This window comes from Amycolatopsis sp. NPDC057786, from assembly GCF_042797905.1.
Taxonomy (GTDB): domain Bacteria; phylum Actinomycetota; class Actinomycetes; order Mycobacteriales; family Pseudonocardiaceae; genus Amycolatopsis.
The window spans coordinates 1-11,843 of record NZ_JBHVKW010000163.1 but is presented as its reverse complement, the minus strand read 5'-3'; the positions used below and the strand labels follow the sequence as shown (position 1 = coordinate 11,843).

General features: G+C 70.0%; 10 protein-coding genes. 7 read left to right on the top strand and 3 right to left on the bottom strand.

Annotated features, from left to right (window positions below; all coding sequences use genetic code 11):
- Positions 1–50: 50 nt before the first annotated feature.
- Both ACFVM3_RS40640 and ACFVM3_RS40635 read right to left on the bottom strand, forming a co-directional pair.
- Positions 51–335 carry an Lrp/AsnC family transcriptional regulator gene (locus ACFVM3_RS40640; protein ID WP_378445111.1) on the bottom strand — a complete coding sequence of 95 codons (285 nt, stop codon included), beginning with the start codon at positions 333–335 and terminating at the stop codon, positions 51–53.
- Between the two features lie 37 nt (positions 336–372).
- The gene (locus ACFVM3_RS40635) at positions 373–2,091 is read right to left on the bottom strand and encodes a DEDD exonuclease domain-containing protein (protein ID WP_378445110.1); all 1,719 of its coding nucleotides are present in this window, start codon (positions 2,089–2,091) and stop codon (positions 373–375) included.
- A gap of 84 nt (positions 2,092–2,175) precedes the next feature.
- Here ACFVM3_RS40635 and ACFVM3_RS40630 point away from each other — a divergent pair, with 84 nt between their 5' ends.
- From ACFVM3_RS40630 to ACFVM3_RS40615, 4 genes are all read left to right on the top strand, one after another.
- Complete coding sequence (locus tag ACFVM3_RS40630) at positions 2,176–3,564, top strand: NYN domain-containing protein (RefSeq protein WP_378445109.1); 1,389 nt, start codon at positions 2,176–2,178, stop codon at positions 3,562–3,564.
- 212 nt (positions 3,565–3,776) lie between these two features.
- Positions 3,777–4,019, top strand: coding sequence for a hypothetical protein (locus ACFVM3_RS40625; RefSeq protein ID WP_378445108.1), 243 nt, complete (start codon positions 3,777–3,779; stop codon positions 4,017–4,019).
- A 445-nt stretch (positions 4,020–4,464) separates the two neighbouring features.
- The gene (locus ACFVM3_RS40620; protein ID WP_185927155.1) at positions 4,465–5,517 is read left to right on the top strand and encodes an NlpC/P60 family protein; all 1,053 of its coding nucleotides are present in this window, start codon (positions 4,465–4,467) and stop codon (positions 5,515–5,517) included.
- Positions 5,518–5,594: 77 nt separating this feature from the next.
- Complete coding sequence (locus tag ACFVM3_RS40615; protein ID WP_378445107.1) at positions 5,595–6,752, top strand: glycosyltransferase family 4 protein; 1,158 nt, start codon at positions 5,595–5,597, stop codon at positions 6,750–6,752.
- A 4-nt stretch (positions 6,753–6,756) separates the two neighbouring features.
- Here the strand turns inward: ACFVM3_RS40615 and ACFVM3_RS40610 are convergent, their stop codons facing one another.
- On the bottom strand, positions 6,757–7,380 hold the full coding sequence (locus ACFVM3_RS40610; protein WP_378445106.1) for a uridine kinase: 624 nt from the start codon (positions 7,378–7,380) through the stop codon (positions 6,757–6,759).
- A gap of 124 nt (positions 7,381–7,504) precedes the next feature.
- Between ACFVM3_RS40610 and ACFVM3_RS40605 the strand changes: the two genes are divergently transcribed.
- The 3 genes from ACFVM3_RS40605 (at position 7,505) to ACFVM3_RS40595 (ending at position 11,687) form a co-directional block, all read left to right on the top strand.
- Positions 7,505–7,858 (top strand): SRPBCC domain-containing protein, encoded by a 354-nt coding sequence (locus ACFVM3_RS40605; RefSeq protein ID WP_378445105.1) that lies wholly within the window; start codon positions 7,505–7,507, stop codon positions 7,856–7,858.
- Positions 7,859–7,908: 50 nt separating this feature from the next.
- A complete protein-coding gene (locus ACFVM3_RS40600) occupies positions 7,909–9,189 on the top strand; it encodes an adenosylmethionine--8-amino-7-oxononanoate transaminase (protein WP_378445104.1) in 1,281 nt (426 codons plus the stop codon).
- Between the two features lie 239 nt (positions 9,190–9,428).
- A complete protein-coding gene (locus tag ACFVM3_RS40595; RefSeq protein WP_378445103.1) occupies positions 9,429–11,687 on the top strand; it encodes a bifunctional SulP family inorganic anion transporter/carbonic anhydrase in 2,259 nt (752 codons plus the stop codon).
- Positions 11,688–11,843 lie beyond the last annotated feature (156 nt).

The window sequence follows — 11,843 nt, the reverse complement described above, 5'->3', positions numbered from 1 at the left end:
CCTTGCGCCTGGCGCAAGGAAGGGGGCCTTCATGTACTTGGGGAAGAAGCTCAGGCGCCTTCGACGCCGATGTCGAACGCCGACTCGCTGTCGGCCTTCGAGTACGAGCGGAACGCGATATGCGTGACCGTGTTCAGCACGCCGGGGACCTTGCCGATCTTCGCCGGGATCAGATCCGCGAGGTCTTCGTGGGCCGCGACGCGGACCGAAGCGATCAGGTCGACGTCGCCCGCGCAGGAGTAGACCTCGCGGACGCCCTCGATATCCGCGATCGCCTGTGCCGCCTCGGGGATGGCATCGGCCTCTACCTGGATCAGCACGATCGCCGTGATCAAAGGGTCCTCCTACGTCGGTGAATCCGGTGCTGGAATCCTAGCCCGGCACGCGTTCCAGTGCCGTCGCGCTCGCCGCCAGATCGAGCCATTCCTGCCAGCCGCCCGCGGCTGCGGGCTCCGCCCAGGGACGCGTCGTGCGCACGAGCCGGACACCAGGGCGGGTCAGCCAGCGCAGGAGGATGCCGATCTCCTCCGGGATCGCGCCGAAAAGCGGGCCGGGCCCCGGGATCACCGTCTCCGCCGAGGCCACGAGCATCTCGACGACCGGCATCGGCGGCACCCCGCGCCGCGCGACCCCCGCCGACGCGAGCCTGCCGTGCCGGATCACCGCCAGTTCCCAGCCGCCGTTCCCGTCCGGCCCGGCCGCGATCAGCTCCGGGATGCCCGCCAGCGCCGACTGCCGATGCGCGCGCCCGACCGCGCGGATCAGCCCGGCCAGCTGATCGCGATGCTGTGCGGCCTGTTCGTAGTGCTCCGCCGCCGCGAGCCGGGCCAGCTGATCGGCGGCGGCCCGCAACGGACGTCCGTCCGTCCCGGCGATGAGCCCGGACACCGCCAGCACACTCGGCCGGTACGCCTCGACAGTCTGCTTCCCGGCGCACGGCGCTCCGCAGCGGCCGAGCTCGGCGAGGACACAGGGTGTCCCGTTCGGCGCCGTCGCCGAGATGCGCTGGGTGCACGTCCGCAGGCCCGAGGCGCCGGCGAGGGTGTCCGCGGCGGTCCGGGCGTCGGTCTGGGTGCGAAAGGGCCCCAGCATCCCGTCTCGCGGCATGCGGACCACCGACAGGCGGGGGAACGCCTCCTCGGTCAGCGCGACCCACCACGCGTGCCGTGGGTTCTTGGAACGGCGGTTGTACATCGGGCGGTGGGCGGCGATCAGCCGTAGTTCCCGGACGGCGGCCTCCAGCGCGTGCGCGCATTCCACCGCGTCGACCCGTTCGGCGAGCGCGACCATCTCCCGGATCCGGCCGCGGCTCTCCGAACCGGTGAAGTACTGCCGGACCCGGCGGCGCAGATCGGACGACGTCCCGACGTAGAGGACCTCGTCGCTCGGACCGCGGAACAGGTAGACGCCGGGCCTCGACGGCAGGTGCTCGGCCAGCGAGCGTTTGCGGCGCTGGGCGGCGGTCACCTCGGGCAGGTAGTCCAGCAGTTCCTCGAGGGTGTGGACGCCGAGGTTGCCCACCCGTTCCAGCAGGGCGTGCAGGACGTCGACGGTGGCGCGCGCGTCCGCGAGCGCGCGGTGGTTGGGCGTCGTGCGCGCGCCGAACAACGCGGCCAGCGCGGAAAGCCGGTAGCTGGGCGTCTCGTCGCGGGAGATGACCCGGCGGGCGAGCCGGACCGTGCAGACGACGGCCGTCTTCGGCCAGTGGTAGCCGTGGCCTTCGCACGCCGCGCGCATGAAACCGGTGTCGAAGGCGGCGTTGTGCGCGACGAGCACGGCACCGGAGATGAACTCGAGGAACGCGGGCAGCACGCGCTCGATCCGGGGAGCGTCGTAGACCATCGCGCCGGTGATGCCGGTGAGCTCGACGATCTGCGGCGGGATCGGCATCCCCGGATTGACGAAGGTGGCGAATTCGCCGACGACCTCGCCGGCGCGGATCTTGACCGCCCCGATCTCGGTGATCCCGTCCGGACCGGGTTTCGTTCCCGTCGTCTCCAGGTCGAATACGACGAAAGTGATGTCCCGCAAAGGAGTTCCCAGCTCGTCGAAGGCGAGTTGCGCCGCGCCGGGCCGCCGTCCGCTGTCCATGGTCGGGCACAGTAGGGGCGGGCACCGACAATCCCGGGCGTCCCATCCAGCGCGCCCCGAGGGCATGGGGCCTACGCTGGAGCGATGCAACCGCAGCCCGCAGTGCCCGAATCGCCCGAGGACGCCACCGGCGGCCCCTCGGGTGTCGTGGCGTCCGCGGGTGCGCAGGAGCCGTCCGAGGAGTTGCCTGCCGAAGGCTGGACGTCCTTGCCCGAGACCGTACGCGAGCGGATCGCCGAGCTCGCGGCCGCCGCCGTCGGCAAGCTGCCGGTCGCCGACGTGCCGAGGCAGCTGCGCCCGGTCGCGAAGTTCGCGCCGGCGAAACGCGCGAAACTCGGCGGGACGGCGTTGCTCGCCGCGTTGGGGGAGTCCTCGCAGTTCCGGGTCGCGGTCACCGAATGGCTGCGCGACCACCGCAAGGACGCCCTCGACCCGAACGCCCCCGATTCCGTCGCCGCCGCGGCCGCCGCCGTGCTCCTCGGCGAGTCCGGCGCGGCCGGACGGGTTCGGCTGGTGGCGAAGAACGCCGAGGAGACGGCGTTGCGCGCCGAACGCGATGCCGCGCTGGCCCGCAACCAGCGGCTGGAGGCCGAGCTGGCGCAGGTGCGCGAAGAGTTGCGCGAGGCCAAGGAGATCGCGAGCGGCGCGCGGGGAGAACGCGACGCCGAGGTCGAGAAACTACTGAAGCGTTTGCGGGAACAAGGTGTCCAGCTGCGCCAGGCGAAGGACGCCGTCGCCGAGGCTCACGCTCAGCTGGAGAGCGGCGGCGCTGAGAGCGCTGAGGAGATCAAGGCGCTGAAGGCCCAGCTGGATCGTGAGAGGCAGCGTGTCGCGGCAGAGCGGGCGCGGGCCGAGAAGGCCGTCACGGACGCCGAGATCGCCCGTCAGTCCGCCCGTGAGGCGCGTCAGGCCGACGAGGTCAGGCTCGGGTTGCTGCTGGACACGATCGAAGGCGCCGTCGGCGGGCTGCGCCGGGAACTTTCGGTGAGCGCGCGGGGGCAGCGGCCGGCGGACATGGTCCGCGGCGCGACGTCGGGTATCGGGGCGGGCGGCAAGATCCAGGACGTCACCGGGCTCGACCGGCATCTCGCGTTGCCCAACGTGCACCTGATCGTCGACGGCTACAACGTCACGAAGACCGGATATCCGGAGCTGGCGCTGTCCGACCAGCGCGACCGGCTGATCCACCAGCTTTCCGCGCTCGCCGCGCGGACTTCGGCCGAGGTCACCGTGGTGTTCGACGGCGCCGGTGTGCTTTCCGTGCCCGCGGCGGTGCCGCGCGGGGTGCGGGTGCTGTTCTCCGAGCGCGGTGTTCTCGCGGACGACGTCATCCGGTCCCTGGTCGCGGCGGAGCCGCCAGGGCGGCCGATGGTGGTCGCCAGCACGGACCGGGCGGTGGCGGACTCGGTGCGGCGCAAGGGCGCGCACCCGGTGCCTTCCGCGGTGCTGGTGTCGCGGCTCAGCCGGGTCTAGATCTCGCGACACGCGTGATCGAAGCCGTAACTCGCGTGACAGGAGGCGTAACTCGCGTGATTGAAGGCGTACCGGGTCCAAACACGCGAGTTACGCCTCTGATCACGTGAGTTACGGCTGGACGCACGTGCCGTCCCGGCGGGCTCACGAGGCAGAAACTGTCGGTGGTCGCTCTTAATGTGCACCTCACCACTGAAAGTGAGGAGCCCGAGATGCAGGACAAGGCCATCGCCGATATAGCGGACATAGAGACGCTCGTCATCGATTGCGACCGGTGCGCGGTCCGCGGTGACGCATGTCATGACTGTGTCGTCAGCGTTCTCCTCGGCGCGCCGCCGTCGCTCGAATGGGACGCCGACGAACGGAAAGCGGTCGACGCGCTCGCGGAAGCCGGGATGGTCCCGCGCCTCCGGATGGTCGCGATCGTGGAGCAGGAGCACCGGAAAACGGCCTGAGACACGCCACTACCGGGACATTCGACGAGTGGTCGATCCGATCGGGTGAACGGTAGGTAGTCGCGATAGGCCCCAGGATGTAACGCCCGTCACATGTTTCCGCTCATGCTGGTCCGAAGGTGTTTCGGCGCATCACGGAGAGTTTTTGCGCCTGCCATGGTGGACGTGGTGCCCGTGGTTTCGTAACCTGTCCGAGATCTCGTGGCCGGAAGTCGTCGCCAGACGACGACACGGGATCGCCACCGAGGCAGCTTTGTCGGGGAGTTGCATCAGAACCAGCCGTGCGCCAAACCTGTTGCGATAGCTCTCGGCCAGGCGCAAGGCGGGAACGCGGGGAACCGCGCGGGCCTCACGGCCGGCGACGCGGCTTCGCGGAAGAGGGCCCCCGACCTCTTCGTCCCGGGTTCCGAGTCGGTGGCCGACAGCAAAGGAGACACGCGCGACCGTGCAGTCGCATCCAGTGAAGCGCGTGGTGTCAGGAGCATTGGCCGCGGCCGCGGTGATCACCGCGGTGACCGTCGTCCAGGCCCCCGCCACTGCAGCCCCAGGCCCCGCCCTCCAACAACCCCCGTCCGGCTCGGACGCGCTCGCCAAGTACCGCGACCTCGCGGCACAGGCGGAGAAGGCGAACGAAGACCTCCTCAAGGCGAAGGACGACCTCGCCGCGAAGCAGAGCGAGCTCGACAAGGCGACCGCCGACGCCGCCGCCGCCAAGGAACTCGGCGTCAAGGCGGCCGGTGACGAGAAGACGTTCCAGGCCGAGGTGAACCGGTTCGCCGGTGCCTCCTTCACCAGCGGTGTGCAGCTGAACAAGCTGTCGTCGCTGCTGTCGGGCGCCTCGACCCAGGACTTCCTGGAGCGCTCCTCGGCGCTCGAGGTCCTCGCCGCGAACAAGAACACCGCGCTGAACAACCTGAGCGGTGCCGTCGCCCAGGCCGCGGCCGCCGCCAAGCAGGCGGCGGACGCGCAGAACGCGGCGACCGCCGCCCGTGACACGGCCGCCAAGCTGACCACGGACATCGAGGCGCGGCAGAAGACGCTGAACGACCAGCTCGCGGAGATCCAGCGCGCGAGCAACAACCTCAGCGCCTCGGATCGCAACGCTCAGAAGGACAAGGGCGGCGCGTTCCCCAACGTGCCCGCTCCGGGTCCCGCCGCGGCGACCGCGCTGGCGGCCGCGAAGAGCAAGCTCGGCAGCCCGTACGGCTGGGGCGACACCGGGCCGTCGTCGTTCGACTGCTCCGGTCTGATGCTCTGGGCGTACAAGCAGGCCGGTCTCACCCTGCCGCGGTCCAGCCGTCAGCAGTCGACCTTCGGCGCCGCTGTGCAGCGTTCGCAGCTTCAGCCGGGCGACCTGGTGTTCTACAACTCGCCGGTCTCGCACGTCGGCATGTACGTCGGCAACGGCATGATGGTGCACGCGCCGACCACCGGTGACGTCGTCAAGGTGTCGCCGCTGCAGAACAACTACGTCGGCGCCCGTCGCCCGACGGCCTGACGAACGACCGAAACGGGGCGGTACCGCGCAGGCGGTGCCGCCCCTTTCGCGTGCCAGGGGCCAAGTAGCCTGCAGGGGTGCTGAGGACCCTGCTGGTGACCAACGACTTCCCGCCCCGGCCAGGCGGTATCCAGAACTACCTGAACTCGCTGGCCACCCGCCTGCCCGCGGACGACCTGGTGGTCTACGCGCCGTCCTGGGAATCGAGCACCGGCTCACACGGCGAATTCGACGCCGCCGCCCCGTTCGAGGTGGTGCGCCATCCGACGTCGCTGATGCTGCCGACCCCGGACGTGCTCAAACGGGCCAAGGAGATCATGCGCGCCCGCGACTGCGAGGCCGTCTGGTTCGGCGCCGCGGCGCCGCTGGCGTTGCTGGGGCATCCGCTGCGGTCGGCGGGCGCCCGCCGGGTCCTGGCGTCGACGCACGGCCACGAGGTCGGCTGGTCGATGCTGCCGGGCTCCCGGCAGGCGTTGCGGCGGATCGGCGACACCGTCGACGTGATCACCTACGTCAGCAAGTACACGCGCTCCCGGTTCTCGGCCGCCTTCGGCCCGATGGCGGGGCTGGAAATGCTCCCGTGCGGCGTGGACACCGCGCTCTACCGCCCGGATCCGGCCGCGGGCAAGGAGATCCGCGAACGGCACGGGCTGGGCGACCGTCCGACGATCGTGTGCGTTTCGCGGCTGGTCCCGCGCAAGGGCCAGGACATGCTGATCAAGATCCTGCCCGAACTCCGCAAGCGGATCCCGGACGTGGCGCTGCTGATCGTCGGCGGCGGCCCGTACCGCAAGACCCTCACCGGGCTCGTCGACGCGCTGGGTGTCGAGGACAGCGTCGTCATCACCGGATCGGTGCCGTGGAAGGAACTGCCCGCGCACTACAACGCGGGTGACGTCTTCGCGATGCCGGCGCGGACACGCGGGAAGGGGCTCGACGTCGAAGGCCTGGGCATCGTGTACCTGGAGGCTTCGGCGACCGGGCTGCCGGTCGTCGCCGGGAATTCCGGTGGCGCGCCCGAGACGGTGCTGGACGAGGTCACCGGGCACGTCGTCGACGGCCGTGACGAGCAGCAGCTGCGGGAGACGCTGGCCTCGTTGCTGGCGGATCCGGTGCGGGCGCGGCGCATGGGGGCGGCCGGCCGCGAATGGGTCGGCGAGAACTGGCGCTGGGACACCATGGCGGGCAGGCTTTCCGGGCTGCTCGACGGCGACCCCGTCGCGGCGGTGCGCTGAGGGGTCAGGGTTCGTAGCGCGCCGGATGCTTCGGATCGTCGACGCGGATCACCACGTCGGACAACGCCGACGGGTCGACTTCCCGTTCGTAGCGCTCGTAGGCGGGGAGCGCCCATTCGTCCGGCACCCGCCGCTTGAGCGCGGCAGGCGAGAGCCACAGGTGCACGCTCAGGTCGAAAGCGAGCCCGGCCCCGAACAGGAACTCGCCGTCCAGCAGGACGACGCCGCCCTCGGGCAGCTCGACGCGTTCGGCGCGGGTGGCGCGATCGCGGACCGGATCCCACAGCGACGGGAGAACCAGGCCGCTGCCGTCTTCGGCGAGCGGGTCGAGTACCTCGCGACGCAGGGCGCCGAGGTCGAGCCAGTCGCTGTAGCGCGAGTCCGGATCTTCCTTGCCGCGTTCGAAACGCAGCGACGCGGGCCGGAGGAAGTCGTTCGCCGAAACCCGCAACGCCGCGTGACCGGCGATCCGCAGGGGATCTACCAGGGCGTCGGCGAGTTCTGTGGTGTTGGTCGCACCGGCCGCGCCGTCGATCGCGACCGCGATCCGGCGGCGGCCCGTGATCGCCGTGATGCGCTGGGTCAGTTCGGAGACCAGCAGAGCGGGAGAAATCGGACGGTAGCGCACAGACAGAGATCCTCCACCCGGACCGGTGACTGTCGCACGGTACACCCGATGGGATGATGGCCCGGTGGCGAAAGCAACGGCCAAAACAGCCGGAAGTGGTTGGCAGGTAGGCGTTTCCCAGACGGTGCCGTACACCAGCACCCAGGTCTGGGACTTCCTGGTCGGACGCGAGGGTGTGGGAATCTGGCTCGGCCCCGGTGCCGAGCTCGGCCCCGAGCTCGGCGCGGCGTACGAGACGGCCAACGGGACGACCGGCGAGATCCGCGGCCGCTCCGAGGGCGACAAGCTCCGGCTGACCTGGCGGCCGAAGGACTGGGACCACGACTCGACCCTGCAGATCACGGTGAGCGGCACCGACCAGAAGACCACGCTCCGCTTCCACCAGGAATGGCTCGCGGGCGCCGAAGAGCGCGAAGAACAGCGGGTGTACTGGACCGAGGTGACCGAGCGAGTGGTGGCCGCGCTGGCCGAACGCTGAATCCCTCCCTGTGCGCCTTCGCGGGCCGGAGGGTGTCGTAGGGTCGCCGGATGGACGCCGCCGAACTCCTCGCGCTCGACGCGGAACACGTCTGGCACCCGTACGGGCCGATGCCGAGCACGATCGATTCCCTGCTCGTGCGCGAGGCGAGCGGGGTCCGGCTCACCCTTGACGACGGCCGTGAGCTGGTCGACGGCATGTCGTCCTGGTGGGCGGCGATCCACGGCTACCGGAACCCGGTGCTGGACGCGGCGCTGGCCGAGCAGGCCGGCCGGATGAGCCACGTGATGTTCGGCGGGCTCACCCACGAACCGGCCATCAGGCTGGCGAAGACGCTGGTCGACCTCGCGCCGGACGGGCTGCGGCACGTCTTCCTGTGCGATTCGGGGTCGGTGTCGGTCGAGGTCGCCGTCAAGATGTGCCTGCAGTACTGGCAGTCGGTGGGGCGTAAGGAAAAGCGGCGCCTGATGACCTGGCGCGGCGGGTACCACGGCGACACGTTCACGCCGATGAGCGTCTGCGATCCCGAGGGCGGGATGCACTCGCTGTGGCGCGGGATCCTGCCGGATCAGCTGTTCCTGCCCAAACCGCCCGGCGGTTTCGCCGACGAGCCGGATCAGGCGTACCTCGACCTGCTCGCGACCGAGATCGGGCGGCACGCGGGCGAACTGGCCGCGGTCATCGTCGAACCGGTCGTGCAGGGGGCAGGCGGTATGCGGTTCCACCCGCCCGCGTACCTGCGCGCGCTGCGCGAGATCACCGAGGCCAACGACGTCCTGCTCATCTTCGACGAGATCGCCACCGGTTTCGGCCGCACCGGCACGATGTTCGCCGCCGAACACGCCGGCGTCACGCCGGACGTACTGTGTCTCGGCAAGGCGCTGACCGGCGGTTACCTCACGATGGCGGCGGCGTTGTGCACGCCGGAGATCGCCGCCGGGATCTCGCGCGGTGAGCTGCCGGTGCTGGCGCACGGCCCGACGTTCATGGCGAACCCGCTGTCCTCGGCCGTCGCCAACGCCTCGCTGGGGATCCTGGCCGAAGGAGGCTGGAAGTCCGACGTCCCGCGGATCGAGTCCGCGTTGAAAGCCGGGCTCGAACCGGCTCGCGAGCTGCCCGCGGTCGCCGACGTGCGGGTGCTCGGCGCGATCGGCGTGGTGGAACTGGACCATCCCGTGGACATGGCGGTGGCGACCGAGGTCCTCACCGCGAACGGGGTCTGGCTGCGCCCGTTCCGGAACCTGATCTACACGATGCCGCCCTACATCACCGAGGCGGAGGACCTCGCCGCGATCGCCTCCGCAATGGTCTCGGCCGCACAAAAAGCGTAAAAACGGCGAAATTCAGCCCAAAGAGTGTGACTGCGGCCACAGCAAACCGGAGAGGCCACGCTGGGTACAGAGCGTGGTCACGAGTTGATCTTGGTCAAGCGAACGGGCGAGTCCGATCGAGGTCCAAGTCGGGCGCTTTGTCGTGAAAGCGTGATATGTCCTAGTTCCCTGGCGCACAAGCAAACCTGAGAATCCTTTGCATAGCGGACTTTTGCGCGTCGATCGGGTTTCCTGCCCCCATGATCGACTTCGTTGGTGACGAGCACGACACCGGACCTCCGGGCCGCCGCAATCCCGCATCGACCCTCCTGAAGAATCTCCGCCACGACCTCCCGGCTTCGGTCGTCGTCTTCCTCGTGGCGGTCCCGCTTTCACTCGGCGTCGCGCACGCCGCCGGCGCACCCTTGCTCGCCGGACTCGTTTCCGCCGTCGTCGGCGGAATCGTCGCGAGCCTCTTCGGCGCCTCCGTTCTGCAAGTCAGCGGTCCCTCCGCCGCGCTGACCATCGTCATCGCCGAGACCATCGCCACCTTCGGCTGGGCCGCCACCTGCGCGATCACCGCCGGGGCGGGCCTGGTCCAGATCCTCTTCGGCGTCTGCCGCGTCGCACGGGCGACGCTGGTGATCTCGCCGGCGATCGTGCACGGCCTGCTCGCCGGGATCGGGTTGATCCTCGTCCTCGGCCAGCTGCACGTCGTACTCGGTGGCACGGCACGGAGTTCCGCGATCGAGAACGTCCTCGCCCTGCCGGGCCGGATCGTCGGGCACCACGACCAGGCCGCGCTGATCGGTGTCGTCACCGTCGGTGTTCTGCTGGCCTGGACGCGAATGCCGCGTTCGGTGCGCCGCGTCCCCGGCCCGCTCGCCGCCGTCGCGCTGGCGACCGGCCTTTCCGTCGCGGCCGGGATGGACCTGCCGCGCGTCGACCTCCCGAACGGCTTGCCAGGGCTGGGTTTCGTCCCCGAGGCGCCGTCCGGGTCCTTGGCCGCGATCATCGCCGCCGTCCTCTCCATCGCGCTCATCGCCAGCCTGGAGAGCCTGCTTTCCGCCGTCGCCATCGACAAACTCCGCGAGGGGCCGCGCACCGACCTCAACCGCGAACTGATCGGGCAAGGCCTGGCGAACGCCGCCTCCGGCTCGCTCGGCGGATTCCCGGTCACCGGCGTCGTCGTGCGCACCATGACCAACTTCGAAGCGGGCGCCCGCACCCGGATGTCGGCGATCCTGCACAGCGTCTGGATCCTCGGCTGCTGCCTGTTCCTGGCGGGCGCGCTGCGGCTGATCCCGCTGGCCGCGCTCGCCGGTCTCCTCGTCTACGTCGGCGCGAAACTGGTCAACCTCACCAATCTCCGTGAGGTCCGCCGCCACGGCGACGTGCCGGTCTACCTCGCGACCCTGCTCGGCGCGGTCGCGGTCGACCTGCTCACCGGTGTCGCCGCGGGGATCGTGGTGGCACTCGCGCTGATGTTGCGCCGGATGCTGTTCTCCGGGATCCACGTCGAACGGGACGGCCCGCGGATCCGCGTCGTCATCGAAGGCGCGCTCACTTTCCTTTCCGTGCCAAGGCTTACGAGCGTCCTGACCGAAGTCCCCGGAGGTTCGGAAGTCACTCTGGAACTGTTCGTCGACTATCTCGACCACGCCGCTTTCGATTGCCTGCGCGGCTGGCAGCGCGCGTACGAACGCGCCGGGGGAACCGTGATCGTCGACGAGATCGGGCATCCGTGGTTCGGACGCGGGAAGGCGGGTGTGCCGACCGTGCGCCGCGGTGTCGCGTCCCGCGTGGTGCCGCGCTGGCTCGCGCCGTGGTCGCAATGGCAGGCCGAACATCTCGAACTGCCGAGCCAGCGCGGCGGCAGCGTGCCGTTGTGCCGTGGTGCTTCGGAGTTCCAACGGCGGACGGCGCCGTTGCTGCGGAGCACGTGGGACGGGCTGGCGAACGGGCAACGGCCGCACACGTTGTTCGTCACCTGTGGCGACGCGCGGATCGTGCCGAACCTGATCACCACCAGTGGGCCGGGGGACCTGTTCACCGTGCGGAACATCGGAAATCTCGTTCCGCACGCCGACGCCGAAGCGGATTTCTCGGTGGGGGCGGCGATCGAGTACGCCGTCGGGCTGCTGCGGGTGCGGGAAGTGGTGGTGTGCGGGCATTCCGGCTGCGGGGCGATGAAGGCGCTACTGGGTGACGCACCCGCCGGTCTCGCGCTGCTCGGTGGCTGGCTGCGCCACGGTGAGGCGACGATGCGGCGCAGGGAAAGCGAAGGGCCGGTGCTGCTCGACGGTGTCCGTCCCGGCCACGAGGCTGATCTGCTCGCCTTGCACAACGTGGTGCAGCAACTGGAAAACCTGCGCTCGTACCCGGTGGTGGAGGCCGCGCTGGCGCGTGGCGAACTCCGGCTGACGGGGATGTACTTCGACGTCGGGAAGGCGAACGTGTACCTGCTCGACGAAGCGCTGCGGTCGTTCACGTCGGCGGCGACCCCGGTGAAGTCTTAAGCCTCCGTGCTGAAGCCGCGCGAGTAGGTCGCGAAAGCCACTTTCGAGACGTCAGATGTCCCGAAAGATGCTCCTATTGATGTCAAGGGGTGTGGGTGAGGTTGGCGAGGTCTGCGATGAGGGTTTGGTGGATTTCGCGGGCTATGTAGCGTTTGA